The organism is Micromonospora sp. FIMYZ51 (assembly GCF_038246755.1).
In the GTDB taxonomy this organism is placed as follows: Bacteria; Actinomycetota; Actinomycetes; order Mycobacteriales; family Micromonosporaceae; genus Micromonospora.
Genome location: NZ_CP134706.1, coordinates 4088624 through 4112953 on the forward strand (window position 1 = coordinate 4088624; position 24330 = coordinate 4112953).

Consider the following 24330-nt stretch of genomic DNA (forward strand, 5'->3'; position numbering starts at 1 on the left):
GGCCGCGCGGAGGCCGGGGCGGCTGGCCACGCCAGCTGGACCGGGGCGGCGGCGCTCAGCCGCGCCGTACGGTCACGATGTTCGCCCCGGCGACCAGGTCCAGGAAGATCCGACCGGTGACCCGGTCCCAGTCCCGCGAGCCGAGCACGGTGCCCGGCGGTACGCCGTCACGCCGCTCGTCGTACACCTCGACCGCGCCGGCCCCGGCGTTGGCCCGCACCCGGACCGGTACGCCGCCGACGACGCGGACGTCGAAGAGGTTCACCCCGCCGGTGACCCGGATGACGAGCCCTCGGCCGACCGGGGGCAGCCGCAGGTCGGTACGGGTGGCTCCACCGCCGAACTCCAGCGCGGACAGCCGGGCCGCGCCGAGGTCGAGTCGCCGTTCGGTGCTCCCCCCGGTGATCCGCAGCGCCCACTCCACCCGGATGTTGAGCCACACCTCGACCTCACCCGGCACCTCCTCGATCTGCGTCATCCGCAGCTGGAGCCGGTCGCCGGCGAGTTCCGGGCGCGGCCGGGCACCCGATCCGGCCGGGCTGCCGATCCGGTACAGCTCCTCCCCCAGGTCCGCCACCCCCAGCCGGAGCCGGGTGACGCCGTCGACCAGCTCGAACTCGGCGTACCGCCGGCCGTTCAGCGGCGCGGACTCGACTTCGGTCAGGCTCTCCGCCGCGGCCCGCGCCGCCCCGCCCAGGCCGCTGGTGCCGCCCGGGGCGGCCGTTGCGGTGCCCCCGGGCTGCGGCGGCTCGACCTGGCCGGTGAAGACCCGGCCCAGCCGGTGCGGATCGGACAGGATCACCACCACGGCGCCCGCACCGAGCGCCAGCACCAGCACCGCGGCGGCAGCCAGCAGGCGCGCCCCCGCCGACCAGGTCGGCCTCGCGGCTGATCCCTCCTCGTCGTCGGCGGCGAGGGCGCAGACCTCGACCTGGGGCGCGGCGGACTCCGACGGCTTGCGTGTTCGGTGCTTCTCGTCCTGCTCCGACCCGGTCATGCGTGTCCCCTTCCCCACTCCCTATCGAGGCATTACGCGCCCCAGAGCGGGAAGGATCAGCCAACCCGACCAAAAAACCGCTGGCCACGGCTTGTCCGAGCTTTGGTAACGCGGGCGGCGGCAGGCACCCGTGCCGGGGGGCACCGGTACGGTGCCGGCGAGGTGCGGGCAACAACGCCGGACCTGAACCGGAAGGGGCGTGTCAGTAATGCCGGAAGCGGTCGAGGCGGTGTTTGCCAGCGTGGTGGCTCGCAACCCGGGGGAACCCGAGTTTCACCAGGCGGTACGGGAGGTGCTGGAGAGCATCGGGCCGGCGCTGGCTCGACACCCGGAGTACGCGCACGCCCGGATCATCGAGCGGATCTGCGAGCCGGAACGGCAAGTCATCTTCCGGGTGCCGTGGGAGGACGACCGCGGCAAGATCCGGATCAACCGCGGGTTCCGGGTGGAGTTCAACAGCGCACTCGGCCCGTACAAGGGGGGCCTCCGCTTCCACCCGTCGGTCTACCTGGGCATCGTGAAGTTCCTCGGCTTCGAGCAGATCTTCAAGAACGCCCTGACCGGCCTGCCGATCGGCGCCGGCAAGGGTGGCGCGGACTTCGACCCCAAGGGGCGCTCCGACCGTGAGGTGATGCGGTTCTGCCAGAGCTTCATGACCGAGCTGTACCGGCACATCGGGGCGGAGACGGACGTACCGGCCGGCGACATCGGGGTGGGCGGCCGGGAGATCGGCTACCTGTTCGGCCAGTACAAGCGGATCACCAACCGGTACGAGTCGGGGGTGATCACCGGCAAGGGCGTGGCGTACGGCGGCGCGCAGGTGCGGACCGAGGCCACCGGCTACGGCGCGGTGTTCTTCGCCGAGGAGATGCTCAAGCAGACCGGGGACAGCCTGGACGGCAAGCGGGTGGTGGTGTCGGGCTCGGGGAACGTGGCGATCTACGCCATCGAGAAGGTGCACCAGCTCGGCGGGACGGTGGTCGCCTGCTCGGACTCGACCGGATACCTGCTCGACGAGAAGGGCATCGACCTCGACCGGCTGCGGGAGTTGAAGGAGCATCGGCGCGGCCGGCTGGCCGACTACGTGAGCCAGGTGCCGAGCGCGGTGGCCGTCAGCGACCGTACGGTCTGGGAGGTGCCGTGCGACGTGGCCCTGCCGTGCGCCACGCAGAACGAGATCGGCGGCGCGGAGGCCGCGCAACTGGTCGCGGGGGGCTGCCTGGCGGTGGTGGAGGGGGCGAACATGCCGACCACGCCGGAGGCGGTGCGCATCCTCGGTCGGGCCGGGGTGCGGTTCGCGCCCGGGAAGGCGGCAAACGCGGGTGGCGTGGCGGTAAGCGCGCTGGAGATGCAGCAGAACGCCAGCCGCCAGTCGTGGACGTTCGCCGAGTCGGAGCAGCGGCTGCGGGACACGATGCGGGACATCCACGCCCGGTGCTGGGCCACCGCCGAGGAGTACGGCCTGCCGGGTGACTACGTGGCCGGTGCCAACATCCACGGGTTCCGGCGGGTGGCCGAGGCGATGCTGGCACACGGGCTGATCTGAGGCCGGCACCACGAGCGCCAGCCCGACCCCGATTCCGGCGTCGGCCAGCACGATCATGGTGCCACTGAGCCGGTGCCCGCCGGATCACTCCGACGGGCACCGGCCTGCGGTGCGTACCGGGCCCTGCCCGGCGCGCTGGGGTCAGTGGGTGCCGCCCGCGCCGAAGCGGCTGCGCCGCCGCCAGAGCATCGTGCCGAGCAGCAGGATGGTGCCCACCCCGACGAGTCCGCCACCGACCTTGATCGGCGTCTCCAGGCTGCTGCCGGTGACCGGCAGGTGGTGTGGCGGCTTGTGTGGCGGCTTGTGGTGCCGGGGCAGCACCCGCAACTCGGTGGAGGCGGTCCGACCCGACGTGCGCCCGGTGGCGGTGATGGTGTAGATGCCGGCCCGCTTCGGCGTGAACGGGATGCGGAAGTTGCCCTGCGAGTCGGTGCGCGCGGTCAGCCGGATCCGGTCGGAGCCGCCGTCGTCGGGGCGCCGGCCCTGGTCGCCGTTCCAGTCGCCGTCCGGGTCACCGCCCGGGGCAGCGACCACGACGCCGACCGCACCGCCGCCGCCACCGCCCGCTCCGTCCAGCGGACGCCGGATGAGCACGATGTCCACGATCTCGTTCGGACCGAAGTTGCGGCCGATGATGTCCACCGTCTCGCCGACGAAGATGGTCGGGTCGCTCACCGTCAGCGACGGGGTGGTCGGCGGGTACGGCGGTGGTTGAGGTGGACCGGTGGGTGTGGCTGTCGACGTCGGCTGCGGCTGTGTCGGCTGTGCCGCCCCCGCCGCGGCCGGCACAGCCACCACAGCCAAGCCGACCGTGAGTGCCATGATGATGCGGGATAGCCGCATTTTGTTCCCTCCTACTGTGCACAGTTGGGTGCGGTGACAACATGGGTGGTCCAGGGGGTGGCGGTCGGGGTGAGCCACAGCTCGGCGGTTCCGCTCTCCGTCGGACCGGTCAGCAGGGACAGCTCCAGGCTTCGGGAGCCACCGGGACCGAGTTCGACGTTGACCGTGGCCACCTGCCGCCGCCGCTCCGTGCCGGTGGCGACCGGCGTACTGACACCGTCCAGGCGGGCGTCGAGTACCGCCCCGCCGGTCGGGCCGTAGACCGAGACCAGCGTCCGGAGGGTGTACGGATCCCCCGCCATCGCCAGGCCCAGCACGGACTTGCTGAGCCCGGAGGCCGGCGCGACGGACCGGAGGGTCAGCCGGAGCCGCAGTTCGCGACGGCCGTCGCTCTGGCAGTCGCCCACCACCAACTCGGCGCTCTGCCGTAGGTAGTAGCCGAGCTTCGCGCCGCTGCCGTCGTTGAGGAAGACGCCGACCGTCGGCACGGTGTCCTGTTCCGGGAGCGTCCCGGCCATCCGGCTGTCGCCGAACGTCCGCTGTTCCTCCGGTCGGGCACTCCAGAACAATATCCGGCGCTCCTGCATGGACTGGTCAAAAGCGGCCAAAAACCCCCGTAGGTGTGTTTTTCGGGTGAAAAGGACGTCGAAGACGGTGGCCGCGGCGGTCGCGAAGAAGGCATCCTGCTCGGCCGGGGCGACCCGCTGGTAGGTGTCGCCGAGCAGGGTCCCCACCGCGTTCTCGGCATTCAGCGACACCCCGTCGGCGACCCGCACCGGCCCGGTTGCCTTCAGCAGGTGCGACAGCACGACCGGATCGACGGCGAGCACCCCGTCGACGGTCTCGCCGCTGCGCCGCTGGTACATCTCCCGGAACAGCGCCGCCGCCGTCGGGAAGTGCGGGCTGAGGTTGACGTCCGCGGGATAGATGCCGGGCAGTTCGCCCCAGAGGGCCCGCACCTCGGCCGGGATCTTCAACGGTTCGGTGAACATGCCGACGCCCGCGCCGCTGCCCTGGGCACCCATCCTGACCCGACCCCGGTTCGCCTCGATCACGGCGTACGCGCCGAAGATGCCGCCGGTGGCCCGCAACTCCGCGGAGTTCTGCGACACCAGCAGGTACCGTCGCGGACCGTCCGCGCCGAGCAACGGCGGCAGTAGCCGGCCGGCACGTTCGGCCGCCGAGGTCATCGCGGCCAGCCGATCGAGCTCGCCGCGCAGCGTCTCCAGCGCCAGCCGAACCTGCTTGACCAGCCGCTCGCCGTCGACCGTGGCGAGGTCCGCCCGGGTCCGCTGCACCGCCGCGTCCACCCTGGCCAGTTCGGCGCTGAGGCCGCCCAGCCCGGCCAGATCGAGTCGACCGTCGCGGGGCACCAGGCCACCGAGGTCGACCCGCACCAGCGCCGGAAACGCCTGGTGGGCCAGATCGTCGATCGCGATGGCGATCTGCCGCACCGCGGCGAGGTTGGCTCCCGCGTACGGCAGGTGCCGACCCACCCGCCAGGCGGGATCACCGGTGGCCCGGCGGGCCGCCGCGGACTGTTCCTGCAACGTGGCGAGCACGCGCTGCGCCTGGTCCGCGTCGCCGCTGATCAGGTGGGTGCTCAGCACACCGGCGAGGCCGGCGGCGTTGGCCAGGTGGGCGCGGGCCTGCCAACCCCGGAAGCCGACCCAGCCGGCGAGGGTGAGCAGCAGCGAGCCGACCACCAGGGCACTGAGCAGAGTACGCCGCAGTCGAGCGCGCCGACGTCGTCGTCGGCGGCTTCGCCCGCGGCGCAGGCTCTCGCTTTCCGTCACTCCGCACTCCACTCCTGGAAACGGACAGAAGCCCTCATAGTTCTAACATCTGTCGGGGTTTTTGTGGGTCAAAAAGCGCTTTAAGACGCTATGAGAGTTTCATTCGCGGTCTGGGTCGGTCGGACGGCCGCCATCGACTCCCGCAGCAGCTGCTCGATCCGGTCCACGCCGGCCGGCAGCGACATCTCCCGCAGGTACGCCTCCCGGCCGCGCCGGCCCATCTCGATCCGGGTCGGCGGCGGAATGTGGGCGGCCAGCCAGAACCGGTCGGCCAGGCTCGCCCAGTCCTCCGGCGGGCAGGACAGCCCGGCCCGCGCCCGTTCCACCAGGGCAGCGGTGTCCCCACCGGCCGAGGCCACCACCGGCACGCCGCAGGACAGCACCGCCGGCAGCTTGGCCGGTACGCTGCTGCGCAACTCGGGCAGGTCACGCAGCATCACCAGCTGGTAGTCGGCGGCCGCGTACAGCTCGGGCATGTCCAGCGGCGAGCGCCGTTCCACGAATCGCACGTTGTCGGCCCGCAGCTCGGCGGCGAGGCCACGTACCCGCTCCTCGTCCGCGCCCGAGCCGACCAGGACCAGGTCCACGGTGTCGGAGAGGGCAGCCGCCGCCCGGACCGCCGTCGCCAACCCCTGCCGGGCACCGATCGTGCCGGCGTGCATCACCACACACCGCTCGTCGCGGCGGACCAGCTGGCGAGCGGCGGTGCTGGGCGCGGTGGGCTGGAAGATCCGCTCTTCGGTCCAGTTGAGCACCACCCGGACCCGGTCCGGGTCGACGCCGACCGCGACGACGGCATCGCGCAACGACGGCGCGGTGACCGCGACGAGTGTCGCCGAGCGGTAGGTACGGATCATCGCCGCCCGGACCCGCGCCGCCCACCGCTGGTCGGACTCGTCCACCGCCTCCTCCGGCCACACGTCCGGGACGTGCAGGAGCACCGGCACGCGGCCCAGCAGGCGCAGCAACGCCGCGGTGGCGAACGCCGCGGCCGGCGGCTGGTACACGTACAGTGCGTCGACGTCGGCGAGGAAGCGGCGCCCGACCAGTGCGGCGCTGCCGGCGAAGGAGAGCCAGCAGGCCATCCGACCGCGTACGCCGCCATCACCGGTGCTGTAGCGCAGCACCCGCCGCACGATCAGCCCTCGATCGCGGGTCTCGTGGCGCCACCGCTGGCGCCACCCCGGATAGACGTGCCCGCCCGGGTAGTCGGGGAAGCCGGTGAGCACCCGCACCTCGTGCCCCCGGGCGGCCAACTCCTCGGCCAGGCTGCCGGGAATGAACGCCGGCTCCGGCGGAAAGTGGTACGTCAGGATCCCGATCCGCACCGGGACACCCCCATCCCAGCCGGCCGCATCGGCGCGGCACCCGACCTTGTCGGCACCGGGACTGCGTACGATGCCGGCAACCCCTCCCGGATCGCGGCGCCGCCGACCGCGACCACGTCGAAGGGGTGCCACATGACCAACGGGGTCTTGTTCGTCTGCCACGCCAACCTGTGCCGGTCGCCGATGGCCGAGTACGCCGCGCGGCGGCTGCTCGCCGACTGGTCGATCACCGTGGCCAGCGCCGGCACCGACGCCGTGCCAGGTCTGGCCATGCACCCGTACGCGGCCAAGATCGCTGCCGAGACGGGCGAGGACCCCGCCAGCTTCCGCAGCCGGCGGCTCGCGCCGGAGCACCTCGTCGACTCGGTGCTGGTGCTTACCGCGACCCGCCGCCAGCGCTCCGTCTGCACGGTGCTGGCACCCGCGGTGCTGCACCGTACCTTCACGCTGCGGCAGTTCGGCCGGCTCGCCGCGATGATCGAGTCACCGATGGACCGGCACGGTGATCCGCTGCGGGCCGTGGTGGCGGCTGCGGCGCTGGCCCGAGGGCGGCTGCAACCCGCCCTCGGGGACGCCGACGACCTGCGGGACCCGGTCGCCGGCACCGCCGAGGATTTCCGGCGCTGCGCGCAGGAGATCGAACGGTGCCTGCGACCGCTGGCGACGCTCATCGGGACAGCCGGGTAAGTTCCTCGACGGGCTCGACCGTGTCGTCCGCGCCGGCACGCTCGGCATGCCGGCCGGACCAGACCCGATCGGCCGGCACCGACGGCTCGGTTGACGCCAGCCGGTAGGCCTCGTACTGGTACACCTCGGCTTTGGGCAGCCGCGCCATGTTCAGCACGCAGCCCAGCAGTCGGACGGACACCGCGTTGAGCGCGCGGGCCGCCGCCGCCACCTGCGTCCGCGCGGTACGCCCCTGCTGGCTGATCAACAGGGCACCGTCGGCCTGCACGGCGACCACCACGCCGTCGGTGACCGCGAGCAGCGGCGCGGTGTCGATGATGACGATGTCGGCGGACTCGCGCAGGGCCAGCAGCAGGTCGGCCATCGCCTTCGAGCCGAGCAGCTCGCTCGGGTTGGGCGGGAGCGACCCGCTGGGCAGCACGAGCAGCGACTTGTCGCCCCAGCGCTGCACCACGTCGCCGACGTTGACGTCACCGACAAGCACATCGGTCAGCCCGACCGCGTCGTCGATACCCAGGTACTCGCCGACCTTGGAACGCCGCAGGTCGGCGTCGACAAGCAGCACTCGCCAGCCCGCCTCGGCAAGCGTGATCGCCAGGTTGCAGGAGAGCGTCGTCTTCCCCTCCCCCTGTAGCGCACTGGTCACGGCGATGACCCGGGCCGGCTCGTCGGCGTCGACGAAGCGCAGGTTGGTGCGCAGCTTGCGGATCGCCTCGGCCCGCGACGAGGTCGCGGCGGCGCCGACGATAAGCGGGGCGGTGCGGGCGGCCGGGTCGAGCGGGATCTCGCCGAGCAGCGGACTACCGGTCAACCGGCGCAGGGCGGTGGCGTCGCGCAGCCGAATGTCGACCATGCCGCGCAGGACCGCCAGACCCACCCCGGCCAGCAGGCCGACCAGGGTGCCGATGAGGAAGTTGCGTACCGGCTGCGGCGAGATCGGGCTCGGCGTGACCCGCGGCCCGCCGATGACCTCGATCTTGATCTGACCGGCGCTGCCGTCCGGCCTGGTCTCGACGTTCTTGACGAGTTCGACGAAACTCGCCGTGACGGCCTCGGTGACCCGCAACGCACGGGTCTGGTCGGTGTCGATCACCGACGCCCGGAGCAGGACCGTGCCGGTCTCCGTGGACGTGGAGATCTTGTTGCGGAGCTGCTCGGCGGTGAGCCCGAACTGGTTGTTTGCCACCACGCTCTGCGCCAGCCGGTCACTCGTCAACAACTGCTCGTAGGACTTGACCCGCTGCTGGAGGAAGAGCCCGCCCTGGTAGGCGTCGGTGACCCCCTGCGCGGGCGTGGTGACGAAGAAGGTGACCGTGGCGAGGTAACGGGGTTGAGCCCGGACGGTGATCAGCGCGGTGACGCCGAGCGCCACCATGAGTGTGACCAAGACAATCCACCAGTTCCGGCGGACCAGGCGCAATTGGCGGAACAGGTCCATCAGGCATGCCTCCGGACCGGGCCGGCAACGCCAAAGAACTTCACAAGAACCCCCAAGGTCGACCTTGTCGCGTGAAACCTATTAAAGCGGTCCTTTGGGGCTTATGTCCTCAATTGCCAATTTCCTCGATGCGGATGCCCGGTGGTACAACCGGACCAGCCAGCCGTCGGAATCGCCTCCGAGGCGAGAAAGTGCGGATTCTCCGCCGACGAAGTGAGGGCCCACACCGGGCGGGAAGTCTCCTCGTCGCCGCACTCGCCGCAGCCAGCAGGGCTGGATAAGATCGTCGCCGGTGTGCCGGGAAGCCTGGTCGGCGCTGACCTCTGCCATTCCTATCGACGAGGTGGACCGCCCAGATGACCAACGAGCACCCACGCCCTGAGCGGCGCGGCGTACGTCGCCTATTCGCCCGTACCTCCTGGCCGGAGGCCCGTTTCCTGGCTGACGTGCTGCGTACCGAGACCGTCGGCGGCGCGCTTCTGCTGTTCGGCGCGGTGATCGCGCTGGTCTGGGCGAACTCGCCCTGGGGCGATTCGTACGCCGAACTGGGCCGGTGGGTGCCCTGGTCCGGCGGCGCCGCCCTGCACCTCGATCTCGACCTGACCACCTGGGCCGCCGACGGCCTGCTTGCCATCTTCTTCTTCGTGGTCGGCCTGGAGCTGAAGCGGGAGTTCGTCGCCGGAGAACTGCGCGATCCGCGCCGGGCGGCGCTGCCGGTGGTGGCGGCGATCGGCGGCATGGCGATGCCGGCGCTGATCTACGTGGCGGTGAACCTGGCTGCCGGCGGCGACGGGCTGCGCGGCTGGGCCATCCCGACCGCCACCGACATCGCCTTCGCGCTGGCCGTGCTGGCCGTGATCGGGGCCTATCTGCCGCAGGGCCTGCGCGCCTTCCTGCTCACCCTGGCCGTGGTCGACGACCTGCTCGCGATCACCATCATCGCGATCTTCTACACCGACGACTTCCACCTGCTCCCCCTGCTCGGCGCCGTGGTACCGATCGCGCTGTTCGGGCTGCTGGTGCAGCGTCGCCGCACCTGGTGGTGGGCGCTCATCCCGCTCGCGGTGGTGGCCTGGACGCTTGTGCACTCCTCCGGCGTGCACGCCACCGTCGCCGGTGTGCTGCTCGGTTTCACCGTGCCGGTGCTCGCCGGCAAGAGCCGCGGCGGCCGGCCCTCGCCCGGTCTCGCCGAGCACCTGGAACACCGGTGGCGGCCGATCTCGGCCGGGTTCGCCGTACCGGTCTTCGCGTTCTTCGCCGCCGGGGTGTCGCTGCGCGGCGCCGACCTGGGCGCGGTGGTCACCGACCCGATCGTGCTCGGCATCGTGCTCGGTCTGGTGGTCGGCAAGTGCGTCGGCATCGTCGGCTCGACCTACCTGCTGGCCCGGTTCACCCGGGCCCGGCTGGACGAGGACATCGCCTGGTCCGATCTGCTCGGCGTATCGCTGCTGGCCGGTATCGGCTTCACCGTCTCCCTGCTGATCGGCGAACTCGCCTTCGGTTCGGTCGATGCGGGAGGCAACGTCAAGGCCGCCGTGCTGGCCGGCTCGCTGATCTCGGCGTTGCTCGCCACCGTGGTGCTGTCGCGGCGCAACCGGGCCTACCGGGCGATCGCGCTGAAGGAGCAGGTCGACCTCGACCAGGACGGCGTGCCGGACGTCTACCAGCGGCCCAACGGCTGACCGACAGCGCGACGCCGGCCACGGTCAGGGATCGACGCCGGGACGCCCGCCGACACGTTCGGCCGGGCGTCCCGGCTCCGCCGTGCGCCACCAGCGGTAGTTGCCGAGCAGCGCACTGCGCAGCAGCATCCGCAGCGCCACGATCGCCGCGACCCCGGCGAGTTCCCGCAGGTTCTGCCCGCCGGCCAAGTTGACCACGCCGGCCGCGACGAACATGTCGAGCAGCACCGCGAGAGCAGTCGGCCAGGACCGGGTGGTGACCAGCGCCACCGTCGCACCGAGCACGCCGAGCGCGGTGATGACGGTGGCGAGGGTGGCCGTCACCGGGACGTCTCCGGTTCATCGATCTGCCGCTGCTCCTGCTCGATCTCCCGGCGCAGGACGTAGTTCAGTACCGTCCGGATCGCGGCGATGGCGGCGAGCTGACCGATCTGGGCGAAGGTCGGCGACAGCGCCGTACGCAGGATGTCGGCCGCGAGCTGGAACTCCAGCCCGAGGGTGAGGAACCGGCCCAGGGTCAGCCGGATCCGGGTGAACACGGCGGCGTCGCGGTAGCGCAGCCCGTCGACCACGAACCGCAACGCCGCCCAGGCCACCCCGGCGGTGATCACCACCACCCCGACGAGCTCCACGGCGGTCACCACGATGTGATGACCGCCGCGCAGGACCGCCTCGACGTCCACCCCGGCGCCTTACCCGACCGCACCACGGCTAGTCCGCGCCGGGCCGGGCCAGCTCGGACCGGGCGCGGTGCTCAGGTCAGCTGCGCCACCGCCTCCACGATCAGCCAGATGCCGCTGGCGGCGAAGAGCGCGGCGGCGCCGTACTTGATGGTCCGTTCCGGCAGCTTCCGGCCGAGCAGCCGGCCGACGACGATGGCGAGCGCGTCGGCGGCGACCATGCCGATCGTCGAGCCGACCCAGGTGCCGAACCAGCCGTACTGGGTGGCCAGCGTGATCGTCGCCAGCATCGTCTTGTCGCCGAGCTCGGCCAGGAAGAACGCGACACCAACGGCCAGCACCGCCGACTTGCCACCCTTGGCGGCTTTGTTCTTCTCCTCCTCGGTAAGCGTGTCGCCGCGCAGGGTCCACAGGCCGAAGCCGATGAAGGCCAGCCCTGCCAGCAGCGAGATCCAGCCGGTGGGCAGGGTGGCGCCGAGGCCGTGACCGATTGCCACCGAGGCCAGGTGCACCACGGCGGTGGCCACGGTGATGCCGATCAGGATCGGCACGGTGCGATATCTGGTGGCAAAGGCCAGGGCCATGAGCTGGGACTTGTCTCCCAACTCGGCAACGAAGATCACACCGAAGCTGACCGCCAGTGCGACGAGGAACCCCTCCATGACGTCCTTCCGGATCGGGCCGGGAGGAGGAACGGGGGTGCCCTCGACCCGGCTGCTACAGCCTGGGTCGAAGGTCTCGCCCGCCTCGATGATTCGAGGCCGCGTGGCCGGATGCGGAACGCATCAGTATGTCGACCACGGCGTTGCGGGCTACTCCCCTTCGCTGCCCGCCAGCCTAGCCGACCACCGGACGGTCACTCCGCTCGGGCCAGGGTGACCCCGAACCGGCCCTGCGGGTCGGTCCAGAACCGTTCGGCGCGCAACCCCGCCCCGGCCAGTTCGGCGGCGATCCCCTCGGGGCGGAACTTCGCCGACACCTCGGTGCGCAGCTCTTCCCCGGCGGCGAAGTCGACCTCCAGATCGAGCACCCGCACCCGCATCGGCCGCTCGGCGCGCAGCCGCATCTCGATCCACTCCCGGTCCGGGTCCCAGCGCGCGACGTGCGCGAACGCCGCCGGATCGAAATCGGCACCGAGTTCCCGGTTGAGCACCCGCAGCACGTTGCGGTTGAACTCGGCGGTCACCCCCGCCGCGTCGTCGTACGCCGGCACCAGCACCGCCGGATCCTTGACCAGGTCGGTGCCGACCAGCAGCCAGTCCCCCGCTTCCAGCGCGGCCCGCATCCGGGCGAGGAACCCGGCCCGCTCGTCGGGCAGCAGGTTGCCGATGGTGCCGCCGAGGAATGCCACCAGCCGCCGACCGCCGGTGGGCAGCCGGTCGAGGTCGCGGGTGAAGTCCCCGACGATGCCCCGCACCCGCAGCCCCGGATAGTCGACGGCGAGGGCTTCGGTGGAGGCGCGCAGGGCACTTATCGACACGTCCAGCGGCACGAACGTGCCCAGGCCACCGCGCCGGGTGAGCGCGTCCAGCAGCAGCCGGGTCTTCTCCGAGGAGCCGGACCCGAGCTCGATGAGCGTCTTCGCGCCGGTCAGTTCGGCGATCTCGGCCGAGCGTTCGGCCAGCACCGCGCGCTCGGCGCGGGTCGGGTAGTACTCCGGCAGCCGGGTGATCTCGTCGAACAACTCGCTGCCCCGCGCGTCGTAGAACCACTTCGGGGGCAGCCACTTCGGCTCGGCGGTGAGCCCGACCCGTACGTCGTGCCGCAGGCTGCGCGCGATGTCCTGGTCGTCCAGGTGGATCTCGAGCGGCTCCGTGCCCATCTGTTCTCCCTTCTCCGTTGGATGTCGGCCCGAACGGCCGGGCTCACCGCGTCGCGATCGGCTGCTGATGCAGCTGCGTCGCGGTGGCCTGCACGAGCTGACCGTCCGGCACCGGTCGCCAGCCCGGCTCGTCGTCGTGCGGTTCCGAGGCCAGCAGCACCGAGGTCGGCGTGGTACGCACCGACAACGCGTGCCCGGCCGTACTGGCGATCACCGTGCGACCGTCGGTGAGCAGCAGGTTCAGCCGGGACCCGGGGGCGGCCACCGCGACCGAGGTGACCGTCTCGGTGACCGCGCGGGCCGGCGGCACGCCCGCCCGCAGCCGGGCGCGCACCAGCGCCCAGAGCAGCGCCGAGTCGGTGGCCGCGTCGAGGGTGAGCAGGTCACGCACGGGTAGCTTCGCGGCGAGTGGGACCACCGAGTCCGGCCAGCCGCAGACCACGCCGTTGTGGCTGAACAGCCACCGCCCCTCGGCGAAGGGCGCGGCGGCCGGCTCCACGACCGCCATGCCGACGGTGGCCGAGCGCACCGCGGCCAGCACCGCGCCGCTCGCGGTGACCGCAGCGAGTTCGGCGATCGTCGGATCGCTCCAGATCGGCTGGGCGCGCCGGTACCGCACCGGCGGGCCGTCGCCGGGGTACCAGCCGACGCCGAACCCGTCGGCGTTCACGGTCCCGCCGCCGCGCATGTCCCGCGGTGCCCAGGACTGGCGCAGCAGCGAGTGCGGCGGATCGAAGAGCAGCTCGCGCAGGCTCAACGGTGGCCCGAGATAGGCCAGGTGGCGGCACATCAGGCGACCGGCTCGACGACCGTCACGAGTGCGTCTCGTCGGGGTGGGCGGCACGGGCGCAGCGGAAGCCGCTGAAGATCTGCCGCCGAATGGGATAGTCCCAGTTGCGGAACGTGCCCCGGCAGGCGGACCGGTCGGTGCCGAACGAGCCGCCGCGCAGCACCTGGTAGTCGGCACCGAAGAAGACCTCGGAGTATTCCCGGTACGGGAAGGCGGCGAAGCCCGGATAGCCCCGGAACGGGGTGCTGGTCCACTCCCAGACGTCGCCGATGAGCTGGTGCACGCCCAGCGGCGAGACCCCGGCCGGGTAGCCGCCGACCGGTGCCGGCCAAAGGTGCCGCTGCCCCAGGTTGGCGTGCGCCGAGGTGGGCTCCTCGTCGCCCCAGGGGTAGCGGCGGGAGCGGCCGGTGGCCGGGTCCCAGCGGGCCGCCTTCTCCCACTCCGCCTCGGTCGGCAGCCGCTTGCCCGCCCAGGCGGCGTACGCCTGGGCCTCGTAGAAGCAGACGTGCACCACCGGTTCGTCGTCGCGAACCCGGTCCCACCGGCCGAAGCGCCGGTACGCCCAGCCGTCGCCGTCGCGCTGCCAGTGCATCGGGGCGCTCAGCTCGGCCGCCTGGCGGTGGCGCCAGCCGGGCGCGCTCCACCAGCGCGGATCGTCGTACCCGCCGTCGGCGATGAACTCGCGGTACGCCCCGTTGGTCACCGGCGCGGCGTCGATCACGTACGCGGGCAGCTCCACCCGGTGAGCGGGCCGTTCGTTGTCCAGCGCCCACGGGTCGGTGTCGGTGCCCATCACGAACGGGCCGGCGGGCACCAGCACCTCGCCGGTCACCGGCGTGACCGGCTCGGGTGGCGGCGGCGCGTGCAGCACGGCCGGGCCGGCGCGCAGCTGGTGGGTGGCGAGCATGGTCTCGTCGTGCTGCTGCTCGTGCTGCACGATCATGCCGAAGGCGAACCCGTCGGCGACCAGCCGGCGGCTGTCGAAGGAAACCCGGTCCAGCAGGTCGTGCACCTTCTCCCGCACGGTCGCCAGGTACGCCCGCGCCTCGGCCGGCGGCAACAGCGGCAGCGACGGGCGGTCCCGCCGGGGCTGTTTGAAGGCGTCGTAGAGGTCATCGATGTCGCACCGGACCGGTTCCCGGCCGCCGACGTCCCGGACCAGCCAGAGTTCCTCCTGGTTGCCCACATGGGCCAGGTCCCACACCAACGGCGACATCAGCGGCGAGTGCTGACGCACCAGGTCGGCATCGTCGACCGCCTCGGTCAGCAGGGCGGTACGGGCCCGGGTACGCGCCAGTTCCGCCGCGATCCGGCCGCGCAGCTGCTCCGCGTCCTCCCGGCCGGTCAAGGTGTCGGTCACCGTTGCCTCCTCATCGCGGCCTGCCGCCGTCGTACACCCTTGTCGATCTCGTCGTGCAGGGCCGCCGGCAGGTCGAGCCGGGGCAGCGCCGCCACGGCCAGGTCGAGCAGTCCGGCGGCGGCCGCGGCCAGGCCGGGGTTTGCCAGGCCCTGCCGGGCGGCGATGGTCCAGTCCTCGGCCACCGGCATGGCCACCGCGGTCGCCGCGCCGATCGTCTCGGCGTCGGCGAACAGGGCGGCGACCACCGCCAGCGGCACCACCCAGCCCCTGCCCGGCTGCGCGTCGAGGTAGCGCAGTTCGAGGTAGCCGCGCGGCCGGACCGGCGGGAAGAGGGTGCTCACGTGGTATTCCAGGTCGTCGGTGGTGGGCGGCCGGGGCAGCGCTCCGTCGAGCCAGTCGGCGAACGTCACGTCCGGTGGTGGGGTCCAGTCGCCGTCGTCCCGAACGCAGAGCAGCGGGGCGGCGAGCACGTACGCCGTCCACGCGGCGACCGGGTCCGCCTCGACCGGTCCCGGCGTCCAGACCGGGGCGGTGCGGGCCGGGTCGATGCGCCACCACGTCACCATCCGCGTCGATGCCCAGCCGGTGTCCCGGCCGGCGTGCCGCCCGGCGGTGGCGAACGCGGCGAGCAGCGGTGGCCCGATCGCGTGGGCCAGCACCCAGCGGGCGCCGAGTTGCTCGGGCTCGCCCGCGTCCAGGCAGACCTGTAGGCCGGCGCTGCTGTACATCATGGCCTGCCCGGCCGGGCCGTGCCGGTCGAAGACCCGGCGCATGGCCCGGTAGCGCGGTGTGTCGATCATCGGCTGCGGCGGCCGGTACGGGTCCATTCCGGCCTGACCGAGCCGCAGGCCAGCGGCTTCCAGCAGGCCGGTCAGCTGGGTGATGTCGCAGTGGGTGGCCTCGACCAGGGCGGCGACGCAGGCGTGCGGCGGGGTGGAGATCTCCAGTTGGCCGCCGGGCTCCACGGTCACCGAGCCGCCCCGGAGCAGTCGCCGGGCGGGGCTGGTCGGATCCAGTGTGGTGGGGCTGTACGGGCCCAGGGCCGCGGTCAGTCGCGCGGCCTCGACGGGGCGGGCAGGGTCGACGGCGTCGTGCACCGTCCATTCGAGCTCGACACCGGTGTAGGTCGGTGGGCCGGTCTTGAAGCAGATCCGGGCGAGGTGCCGAGCGGCGGCGGCACGGTCGCGCAGCACCACGACGCGGTCCAGCTCGGGCGACATCACCATGTGCTCGCTCCCTTCCCGGCGCCGGTGCGGCGCTGGCACCGTACCCTCACCGAGTGACATCACCGGGTCGCCGACGGCCACCCCTCCTGTCTATCAGGAGCCGGCCGCGTACCGAGGGTGATTCACCTTGGGTGTGTTCGCAACCGGAGCGGGCCGCCGGGCACACCGAGCCCTCGGGCCCGGTGTCCCGCCCGCGCGAGGTCAGGAATCGTCGCCGTCGGTGCCGGCGTCCGCCGAGGAGCCGTGCTTGGCCAACCACTTCGGATCGGTCTCGGCAAGCAGCTGCCGACAACGGGTCGGTACCTGCTCGGCGCCGCCGGCCGCCACCACGAGATCGTGGAAGGCGGGCGAACGCAGTGCCTTGTCCCGTTGACGCTCGGACTTGGACAGGTACGCCTTGCAGTGGCCGGCGTGCTCGGGCCCGAAGTACGCCGTCGGGTCGACGGGCGACGGGTCCGGCACGGGCTCCGCCCGGGTCGACGCCGACGGGTCGTCGGTCGGCACGTCGGTCGGCACGTCGGTCAGCGGGTCGGCGGGGGCGCTGGCGGTCGGGCCTTCGGTGGTCGTACGGGCACCGCCGGTGGGTCCGGGTGCCACCGTCTCCTGCGCCGGCGGTGCCGCCGCCGGCTCCGCCGAGTGGTCGAGGCCGGCCGCAGCCAGCGCGGCGCCTGCGGTGGCGGTGGCGGTGAGGCCGGCGAGCCAGAGCACCGCGCTGGCGGTGAACCGGCGTCGTCGCGGTCGTTTCGCGGGCTCCCTGGTGGCGGTCTGGCGGGCCGCGCGGAACGCGGCGAGGGCCGCCTGCTCACCGGCGAGTTCCTGCGGACGGGGCGCTGCGGCGGCGGCCCGCAGCAGTTCGGCCAGCGGGTCCGGCGGCCCGGACGGGCCGGCCGCAGGTCGTGGCCCGCGGGCGGCGTCGAGCAGACGATCCTGCTCGATTCGGTTTCCGGACCGCGCCAGCCGGCGCAGGATCATACGAATTTTTCCCATGTCAGCCGTCCACCGCCTCGGTGTGCGGCAGCTGCGGCGACGGGCCGCTGCGCGGCCTCGGCACATCCCGGCCGGCCGATCCGGCGGCGTCGGCGGGGTCGGTTGCCCGGTCGAGCAGCAGCGCCAACCGCCGCAGTCCGCGGTGGGCCGCGGTGCGCACCGCACCGGCCCGGCGTCCGAGCACCCGCCCGGCGGTCTCGGCGTCGAGGCCGACGACCGCCCGCAGTAGGACCGCCTCGGCCTCCCGGGGTGGCAGACTCGCGATCATGGCCAGCGCCGCCTCGGTGCCGATGCGCTCGCCGGCACGTTCGGCGGTGTCGGCGTCCCCGGCCAGGTCGGTGAGTTCCTGGACCGGCACCGGCAGCACCGGACGACGACGTTGCCGGCGCAGATGGTCCATCGCCCGGTTCCGCCCGATGGTGACGACCCAGGCCCGGAACTCGCCACCGGTGAAGGTGGGCAGGTCGCGCGCCACCTGAAGCCACGTTTCCGACGCGACGTCCTCGGCGTCCGCGCCGACCAGGGCGGTCAGGTAACGCAGCAACCCGGGCTGAAGGCCGCGGTAGAGAAGCCGAAAGGCCTCCTCGTCACCGGCCTGGGCCGCCTCGACGGCCTGACTCAGCTCACCGGTCATGGCCCTGCCGCTTCCGTTCCACCAGCCCTCTCGCGGGGACGTCCGCCGGGCCGGCGCACACGGCGCGGGCCCGGGCCTGGCGGGCAGAGCCCGCTTCCCGGCCCACCCGTCGAGCTGTTCACCGTCAACCTGTTCATCAGCTGACGGACAGGTCAGCACCGCCAACCGGACGAGCAGACACCAAGCGGCCCGGACGGCGAATCGACGGTACACGACCCCCCAGGACGCCGCCGGAACCGGGCACCGGCCGAGACCGACGGATCCCACCGGACACCCGCCGTGACCCGAGGTGCCGACGGGGTCACGTACGGGCGCGAGCAGGCATTCCGGGCCACTGGGAGCGCGGACCCGCGAACGCGCCGTTGATGACCACTGTGGGTACGGTGGAGCCGTGTTGTCTTCGGAGGTCGTACTCAGCGGTCGTTACCGCCTGGACGAGCGTGTCGCGACCGGCGGCATGGGAGATGTCTGGCGCGGCACCGACCTGATCCTGGGCCGGCAGGTCGCGGTCAAGGTGCTGCTGCCCTCGCTGGTCTCCGACCCCGACTTCATCGCCCGGTTCCGCGCCGAGGCCCGGATCATGGCCGCGCTGCGCCATCCCGGAATCGTCCAGGTCTTCGACTGCGGCGAGGACGACCTGCCCGACGGAGGCCGGGCCGACTACCTGGTCATGGAGTTCGTCACCGGCGTGCCGCTGTCCAAGCGGATCGAGGCCGAGGGCCGGCTGGACGTCAGCGAGACCATGTCCGTGGTGGCGCAGGCGGCGCAGGCGCTGCACGCCGCGCATCTCGGCGGCATCGTGCACCGCGACGTCAAGCCGAGCAATCTGCTGGTCCAGGAGGACGGTTCGGTCGTTCTCGTCGACTTCGGCGTCGCCCGCTCGACCAATGTGACCAGCATCACCAGCACCAACGCGGTCCCCGGCACCGCCCTGTACATGGCGCCGGAGCAGGCGGCCGGGCGACCGGTCTCGGGAGCGACCGACCTCTACGCGCTCGGCGCGGTCGCGTACTGCTGCCTGACCGGCAGCCCACCGTTCACCGGCGACAACCCGCTCCAGGTCGCGGTCCGGCATCTCGACGATCCGCCGCCGGAACTGCCGCACGACATTCCGGAGGCGGTCCGGATCCTGGTCGCCCAGGCCCTGGCCAAGGATCCGGCCGACCGGTTCAGCAGCGGCGCGGCGATGGCGGAGGCCGCCCGGTCGGCGGTGTCGGACAGCTCCCTGCCGACCGCGATGGTCCCGGCCGCCGCGACGCTGCGCCACGCCGGTCCGCAGACCCGCACGGAACTCACGGCGGCGGACACCCCGCCGGCCGGCCGGCGGGGACGTCGCGGCACCCTGATCGGTGCGCTCACCGCCGTCACGGTCGGGCTGGTCGCGCTCGGTGCCGCCCTCGGTGCCACCCAGGAAGCCCGTGCCCCGGCGGTGACGGTGCCGACCTCCTCGCCGAGCGCCGAGACCACGACCGACGCGGAGCCGTTGCCGAGCGCGGACCAGAGCGTGCCCGCCGAAGCGCCCTCGTACCGTCCGCCGGACTCGGCGGGCACCCCGACCGGGTCGCGTTCACCGGCGCCGACCACCACGCAGCCCAGCGAGTCGCCCACCCCCGACGCGCCCGACCCGACGCCGTCGAGCAGCGGCCCGACCGACGGCCCGACCACTCCCACCACGGAGCCCGGCACGTCGGCACCGAACTCGCCATCGCCGACCACCGCCGCACCTCCCGGGGGCGGAGATGGTGACGGGGGTGCCGGCTAGGCCCCGTCGCTCGCCACACCCCGCCGAAATCACCGAAACGGACATCGGGCATCACCGCACGCTCTAGGCTCCTCACGTGCAGTTATCGCCGACTTGTTCGGGAGTCCCGGTGAGTGTGGAGAAGTTGGTCGTCATCGGCCAGGGTTACGTCGGCCTGCCGCTCGCGGTACGGGCCGCCGAAGCCGGCCTGGACGTGGTCGGCCTCGACGTCGACACCAACCGGGTCAAGCGGCTCGCCTCGGGTGAGTCGTTCGTGGCGGACATTCCGGCCGATCGGCTCGGCCGGGCGCTGGGCAGTGGCCGCTACCGCCCGAGCAGCGAGTACGCCGACGCCGAGGGCTTCGACATCTGCGTGATCACCGTGCCCACGCCGCTGCGCGACGGCACGCCGGACCTGAGCTTCGTCGAGCAGGCGGGGGCCGGCATCGGGCCGTACCTGCGGCCGGGCTGCACGGTGATCCTGGAGTCGACCACCTACCCGGGCACCACGGAGGAGTTGCTGCGTCCGCTGCTGGAGTCGGCAAGTGGGCTGCGCAGCCCCGGCGACTTCCACCTCGGCTACAGTCCGGAGCGGATCGACCCCGGCAACCGGACCTGGCGGCTGGAGAACACCCCGAAGGTGGTCTCCGGCGTGGACGCCGCCGCCCTGGCCCGGGTCGACGGCTTCTACCGCCGGCTGGTGGAGCAGACGGTACCGGTGGACTCCACCCGGGTGGCCGAGCTGACCAAGCTGATCGAGAACACCTTCCGCCAGGTCAACATCGCCCTGGTCAACGAGTTGACCATGCTCTCGCACCAGCTGGGCATCGATGTGTGGCAGGCGATCGACGCGGCGGAGACCAAGCCGTTCGGCTTCATGCCGTTCCGGCCCGGCCCGGGGGTCGGTGGCCACTGCCTGCCGATCGACCCCTGCTACCTGTCCTGGCAGGTGAAACGCCGCCTGGGCCGGCAGTTCCGGTTCATCGAGCTGGCCAACGACGTCAATCACGAAATGCCCGAGCATGTGGCGCAGCGGGTGATGGCGGGGCTGAACCGGTCCGGCCGGTCGGTCAGCGGCGCCCGGCTGTTGCTGCTCGGCCTGACCTACAAGCGCAACACCGCCGACATGCGCGACTCGCCCGCCGTCGAGGTGGCCCGCCGGCTGCGGGAGCTGGGCGGCGAGGTCCGGGCGGTCGAGCCGTACGCCGAGCCGCACCACCTGCCCGACGGGGTGTTGACGGTCGACCTGACCGAGCACGAGGTACGCGCGGCAGACGCCGTGGTGGTGGTGACCGACCACGACGCCTTCGACTACGACCTGGTGGGCCGGCACGCCCGCTACGTCCTCGACACCCGCAACCGCTGCACCGGCCCCACCGTCGAACGTCTCTAGTCCGCGAGCGCCGCCACCACCGGCACGGCCAGCGCCCGCCGGGCCGGCAGCACCGACGCGGCCAGGGCCGCCAGCACCGCCACGGCGAGGATGCCACCGAGCTGCCCCCAGGGCACCACCAGGACGAACTGCCCACCCAGGCGGGCCAGCAGCGCCATCGCCCCGGCGGCGACAGCGGTGCCCAGGGCGACCCCGAGCACCGCACCGACAAGCGCGGTGAGCACCGCCTCGGTGGCGAGCATGGCGCGCAGCCGTCCCGCGGTCAGCCCGACCGCCCGCAGCACCGCGTTCTCCCTGGTCCGTTCCACCACCGACAGGCTCAGCGTGTTCGCCACGCCGACCAGCGCGATCACCACGGCCAGACCGAGCAGCGCGACCACGAAGGCCAGCAGCATGTCCACCGTGCCGGTGAGCATCCGCTTGTACGCCCCCTGGTCCAGCAGGTTGACCGTCGGGTAGTCGACCAGGACCTCCTCGATCGCGGCCCGAGCCGAGTCGGCCGACACCCCGGCGGCCGGATCGATCTCCGCCAGGTAGCCCCGCACCTGCGGGAAGAGCCGGCTGAAGTCGGCGGCGACCAGGTCGACCAGGTGCCCGGTCGGTGCCGAATAGATCTCTCCTTCCGCGCCGGTCACCACCGCCGCCACCTCGAACCGCTCACCGCGCAGCACGATGCGGTCCCCGACCGACAAACCGCGCCGCGCCGCCAGTTCCCGGTGCACAAGTACCCGGCCCGGCCCGAGCCGGTCGGTACGGCCGGCCAGTACGCCGTCGAGCCGCCGGTCCACCAGGGCCGGGTCGGCGGCGCGGAACACCACCTCGTCGACGGTCTGCGTACGGGTCTCGTGCACCACGCCCAGTTCGGGTCGGGTGGCCAGCGCGTCGACCACGCCAGCGGGCAGGTCGACGCCGATCCCGGTGACCAGGAAGTCCACGCCCACCTGGGCGTCCACGCTGCGCTCGATGGCCGTCTTGGTGCTCTGCGCGCCCACCACGAAGGAGGCGACCAGGCCGATGCCGATCACCAGGGCGGTGGCGGTGGCGGCCACCCGCCGTGGATTGCGCACCGCGTTGGCCACGGCGAGGGTGGCGGTCACCCCGAAGATCCGACGGGCGGGCGCGCCGAACACCCGGACCAGCGCCGGCACCAGGACCGGCCCGAACAGGACGATGCCGAGGAAGGTCAGGATCCCGCCGAGGGCGACCAGCGGGATCTGCCCGGCCCGGGCCGCGCCGGCCAGGGCCGCGACACCGGCCGCCAGGAGCACCGCGCCGAAGGCCAGGCGCACCCGGCCGGCGGGCCGGGTGACCTGCACGGCCGCGTCGGTAAGCGCCGCCACCGGAGCGACCCGGGTGCCGTGCCAGGCCGGTACGAGGGCCGCGCCGACGGTGAGCACCGTGCCGGCGACGAGACAGCCAAGCACCGTGCCGGCGGTGATCGTCAGCTCGCCGTTCAGCGGGACGGCCAGCCACGCCATCAGCGCCGTCAGGCCGGCCGCCAGCCCGGCGCCGAGCACCACGCCGAGCCCGGAGGCGACCAGGCCGACCAGTCCCGCCTCCAGCACGGTGGCCCGGAACACCTGTCCCCGGGTGGCGCCGACCAGGCGCAGCAGCGCGGTCCGGCGGGAACGCTGGGCGAGCACGATGGTGAACGTGTTCGCGATGACGAACCCGGCCACCACCACCGCCACCCCGGCGAAGGTGAGCAGGACCAGGTTGAACTGGTCGACGTCGCGCACCGCGTCGGTGACGGCCTCGTCCAGGATCGCCTGCCGGGTCCGTACCGTCGGACCAGTCCCGACGGCCGCGGTGATCCGCTCGGCGAGCGCCTGGTCGGAGACCCCCGGTTCGGCCGCCACCATGATCCGGCCGTAGCCCTCCTCGCCGCTGACGGCGAGCGCGTCGGTGCCGACCAGGCCGATGAACGGTCCGCCGATGTCCCGCGTGGTGTTTGCCACGTCGACCGTGCCGACCAGGGTGTACGGCCGGGCCGCACCGCTGGCGCCGCCGATCCGGACCGGTGTGCCGAGGTCGAAGCCCTGCTCGGCGACTGTCTGTTCGTCGAGCACCACCTCGCCGGACCTGGCCGGCAGCCGCCCGGTCACCAGGTCGTACGACTGGAGGGCCGGATCGGTGGGCACCGCGGCGAGGAACCCGAAGCCGAGCACCGGCCGGCCGTCCGAGCCCACCACCCCGGCGGTGCCGGTCAGCTCGCCCTCGGCGGCGCGTACCCCGTCGACCGTGCGCACCCGGTCGATAAGTGCCCCCGGTAGCGGTTCCTGGTCGGCGTAGACGCCGACGTCGGTGTGCCGGTCGAAGGTGGCCGCCCGGTCGTAGGTGCCGGCCCGCATCCCGTCGACGAAGATCAGTGTGCCGGCGATGAAGGCCACCCCGAGCACGACGGCGAGGGCGGACATCAGCATGCGCAGCGCCTCGGCGCGCACCGAACGCAGGGTCACCCGGAGCATGCTCACCGCCCCCTTGCCGGCGCGGCGACCGGACCGGCCGCCGCAGTGGAGTCCAGCTGGCCGAGCACGTCGAGGATCCGCTCGGCGGTCGGCTCGCTCAGGTCCCGGACCAGCCGGCCGTCGGCGAGGAAGACCGCCCGGTCGGCGTAGGCGGCGGCGACCGGGTCGTGGGTCACCATCACCACGGTCTGCCCGAGGGTGTCGACCGCCTCGCGCAGCAGCCCGAGCAGGGCGGCCCCGGAGCGGGAGTCCAGGTTGCCGGTCGGCTCGTCGGCGAAGATCACCCACGGCTTGGTGATCAGGGCCCGGGCCACCGCGACCCGCTGTTGCTGACCGCCGGAGAGTTCGGCCGGGCGGTGCCGCAACCGGTCACCGAGCCCGACCGCGGCGACCACCTGGCGCAGCCAGGCCGGCTCGGGCCGCCGGCCGGCGATGGCCAGCGGCAGCACGATGTTCTCCTCGGCACTGAGCGCGGGAAGCAAATTGAATTTCTGGAACACGAAGCCGATCCGGTCCCGGCGCAACAGGGTGAGCCGCCGGTCGTCGAGGCGGCCCAACTCGGTGTCGCCGACCCGGACCGTGCCGGCGGTGGGCCGGTCCAGACCGGCCAGGCAGTGCATCAGCGTCGACTTGCCGGAGCCGGAGGGGCCCATGATGGCGGTGAACCGGCCGGCGGCGAAGTCGACATCGACGCCGTCGAGGGCGACGACGCCGGCCGGACCGACGCCGTACTGCTTGCGCAGTCCCCGGGTGGTGACGGCGACGCTGGCGGTGACGTGGGCGGGTGGTGCGTGGGACACGTGCTGCTCCCGTACGGAAAGTGCTTCGCGGACCCTTCCGACGCTATGGAGAGCAGCGGTCCATCGAGATCAACCCACCCGCTCGAGGGCTGTCCACCCCAGGTAGTCCCGA

The 24330-nt window shown here is 72.7% G+C and carries 21 protein-coding genes; 5 read left to right on the forward strand and 16 right to left on the reverse strand.

Features of this window, described 5'->3' with window-relative positions; translation table 11 throughout:
- Positions 1-55: 55 nt before the first annotated feature.
- Entirely contained in the window at positions 56-997 is a 942-nt protein-coding gene (locus tag QQG74_RS18645; protein ID WP_341716045.1) for a hypothetical protein, read from the reverse strand.
- A gap of 208 nt (positions 998-1205) precedes the next feature.
- On the opposite strand from QQG74_RS18645, the gene gdhA reads away from it, so the two are divergent.
- A complete protein-coding gene (gene gdhA / locus QQG74_RS18650; protein WP_341721279.1) occupies positions 1206-2543 on the forward strand; it encodes an NADP-specific glutamate dehydrogenase in 1338 nt (445 codons plus the stop codon).
- A gap of 141 nt (positions 2544-2684) precedes the next feature.
- On the opposite strand, the gene QQG74_RS18655 is transcribed toward gdhA, so the two are convergent.
- From QQG74_RS18655 to QQG74_RS18665, 3 genes are all read right to left on the reverse strand, one after another.
- A complete protein-coding gene (locus tag QQG74_RS18655; RefSeq protein WP_341716046.1) occupies positions 2685-3218 on the reverse strand; it encodes a hypothetical protein in 534 nt (177 codons plus the stop codon).
- Positions 3219-3397: 179 nt separating this feature from the next.
- On the reverse strand, positions 3398-5182 hold the full coding sequence (locus QQG74_RS18660) for a DUF4012 domain-containing protein (protein ID WP_341716047.1): 1785 nt from the start codon (positions 5180-5182) through the stop codon (positions 3398-3400).
- A gap of 80 nt (positions 5183-5262) precedes the next feature.
- On the reverse strand, positions 5263-6510 hold the full coding sequence (locus QQG74_RS18665) for a glycosyltransferase family 4 protein (protein ID WP_341716048.1): 1248 nt from the start codon (positions 6508-6510) through the stop codon (positions 5263-5265).
- Positions 6511-6642: 132 nt separating this feature from the next.
- Between QQG74_RS18665 and QQG74_RS18670 the strand changes: the two genes are divergently transcribed.
- Positions 6643-7197, forward strand: a complete 555-nt coding sequence (locus tag QQG74_RS18670) for a low molecular weight phosphatase family protein (protein WP_341716049.1) — start codon at positions 6643-6645, stop codon at positions 7195-7197.
- On the opposite strand, the gene QQG74_RS18675 is transcribed toward QQG74_RS18670, so the two are convergent.
- A complete protein-coding gene (locus QQG74_RS18675) occupies positions 7178-8635 on the reverse strand; it encodes a polysaccharide biosynthesis tyrosine autokinase (RefSeq protein ID WP_341716050.1) in 1458 nt (485 codons plus the stop codon). The two genes, QQG74_RS18670 and QQG74_RS18675, sit on opposite strands and share 20 nt — an antisense overlap.
- A gap of 356 nt (positions 8636-8991) precedes the next feature.
- Between QQG74_RS18675 and nhaA the strand changes: the two genes are divergently transcribed.
- Positions 8992-10317, forward strand: a complete 1326-nt coding sequence (gene nhaA, locus QQG74_RS18680; RefSeq protein ID WP_341716051.1) for a Na+/H+ antiporter NhaA — start codon at positions 8992-8994, stop codon at positions 10315-10317.
- Between the two features lie 24 nt (positions 10318-10341).
- Here the strand turns inward: nhaA and QQG74_RS18685 are convergent, their stop codons facing one another.
- From QQG74_RS18685 to QQG74_RS18725, 9 genes are all read right to left on the reverse strand, one after another.
- A complete protein-coding gene (locus tag QQG74_RS18685; protein ID WP_341716052.1) occupies positions 10342-10641 on the reverse strand; it encodes a hypothetical protein in 300 nt (99 codons plus the stop codon).
- Positions 10638-11000, reverse strand: coding sequence for a DUF1622 domain-containing protein (locus tag QQG74_RS18690; protein ID WP_341716053.1), 363 nt, complete (start codon positions 10998-11000; stop codon positions 10638-10640). Before QQG74_RS18690 ends, QQG74_RS18685 begins: the two co-directional genes overlap by 4 nt.
- A 71-nt stretch (positions 11001-11071) precedes the next feature.
- On the reverse strand, positions 11072-11659 hold the full coding sequence (locus tag QQG74_RS18695; RefSeq protein ID WP_341716054.1) for a TMEM165/GDT1 family protein: 588 nt from the start codon (positions 11657-11659) through the stop codon (positions 11072-11074).
- Positions 11660-11853: 194 nt separating this feature from the next.
- Positions 11854-12819 carry an L-histidine N(alpha)-methyltransferase gene (gene egtD / locus QQG74_RS18700; RefSeq protein WP_341716055.1) on the reverse strand — a complete coding sequence of 322 codons (966 nt, stop codon included), beginning with the start codon at positions 12817-12819 and terminating at the stop codon, positions 11854-11856.
- A 43-nt stretch (positions 12820-12862) separates the two neighbouring features.
- Complete coding sequence (gene egtC, locus QQG74_RS18705; protein WP_341716056.1) at positions 12863-13609, reverse strand: ergothioneine biosynthesis protein EgtC; 747 nt, start codon at positions 13607-13609, stop codon at positions 12863-12865.
- A gap of 22 nt (positions 13610-13631) precedes the next feature.
- Positions 13632-14969 carry an ergothioneine biosynthesis protein EgtB gene (gene egtB / locus QQG74_RS18710; RefSeq protein ID WP_341716057.1) on the reverse strand — a complete coding sequence of 446 codons (1338 nt, stop codon included), beginning with the start codon at positions 14967-14969 and terminating at the stop codon, positions 13632-13634.
- The gene (gene egtA / locus QQG74_RS18715; RefSeq protein WP_341716058.1) at positions 14966-16195 is read right to left on the reverse strand and encodes an ergothioneine biosynthesis glutamate--cysteine ligase EgtA; all 1230 of its coding nucleotides are present in this window, start codon (positions 16193-16195) and stop codon (positions 14966-14968) included. Before egtA ends, egtB begins: the two co-directional genes overlap by 4 nt.
- A gap of 201 nt (positions 16196-16396) precedes the next feature.
- On the reverse strand, positions 16397-17182 hold the full coding sequence (locus QQG74_RS18720) for a hypothetical protein (RefSeq protein WP_341716059.1): 786 nt from the start codon (positions 17180-17182) through the stop codon (positions 16397-16399).
- A 1-nt stretch (position 17183) separates the two neighbouring features.
- Complete coding sequence (locus QQG74_RS18725) at positions 17184-17816, reverse strand: RNA polymerase sigma factor (RefSeq protein WP_341716060.1); 633 nt, start codon at positions 17814-17816, stop codon at positions 17184-17186.
- Positions 17817-18207: 391 nt separating this feature from the next.
- On the opposite strand from QQG74_RS18725, the gene QQG74_RS18730 reads away from it, so the two are divergent.
- A complete protein-coding gene (locus QQG74_RS18730; RefSeq protein ID WP_341716061.1) occupies positions 18208-19578 on the forward strand; it encodes a protein kinase in 1371 nt (456 codons plus the stop codon).
- A gap of 109 nt (positions 19579-19687) precedes the next feature.
- Positions 19688-20950, forward strand: coding sequence for a nucleotide sugar dehydrogenase (locus QQG74_RS18735; protein WP_341716062.1), 1263 nt, complete (start codon positions 19688-19690; stop codon positions 20948-20950).
- On the opposite strand, the gene QQG74_RS18740 is transcribed toward QQG74_RS18735, so the two are convergent.
- Entirely contained in the window at positions 20947-23418 is a 2472-nt protein-coding gene (locus tag QQG74_RS18740; protein ID WP_341721280.1) for an FtsX-like permease family protein, read from the reverse strand. The two genes, QQG74_RS18735 and QQG74_RS18740, sit on opposite strands and share 4 nt — an antisense overlap.
- 2 nt (positions 23419-23420) lie before the next feature.
- Entirely contained in the window at positions 23421-24218 is a 798-nt protein-coding gene (locus tag QQG74_RS18745; protein ID WP_341716063.1) for an ABC transporter ATP-binding protein, read from the reverse strand.
- Positions 24219-24330: the final 112 nt, after the last annotated feature.